Raw genomic sequence first — 357 nt, forward strand, 5'->3', positions numbered from 1 at the left:
TATTAAAAGCACAAACTAAGAAATATGATATTAAAACTCCATCAGAAGCAGATAAAGTAACCGTATCAGATGCTAACAATGTTACTGATAAAGAGTTTGAAAAAATCAAAGAGAAAGTTAAAGTTGAATATTCTCAAAACAATCCAGATGCACGTTTAGCTGACAAAAAAGGTCAAGAAGTAGAAGATGCTTCAAAAGTTGTTGATAAAGTAGAAAAAGATGGCAACAATCTTGTAGTAACCTATAAAGATGGTTCTAAAGATACAAAACCATTGACTGATTTTGCACGTACGAATGTTGCACCAACAGTAGAGATTCCATATTCAGATCCAGCTCCAAACAAAAAAGAAGTTTATC

1 protein-coding gene is annotated in these 357 nt (G+C 31.9%); it reads left to right on the forward strand.

Annotation, left to right across the window (positions count from 1 at the left end):
- Positions 1-357: hypothetical protein (locus HMPREF2837_RS11450; RefSeq protein ID WP_398578167.1), on the forward strand; the 357-nt coding region annotated here is incomplete at both ends.

The sequence above is a fragment of the Streptococcus sp. HMSC071D03 genome, from assembly GCF_001812125.1.
Lineage (GTDB): Bacteria > Bacillota > Bacilli > Lactobacillales > Streptococcaceae > Streptococcus > Streptococcus pseudopneumoniae_N.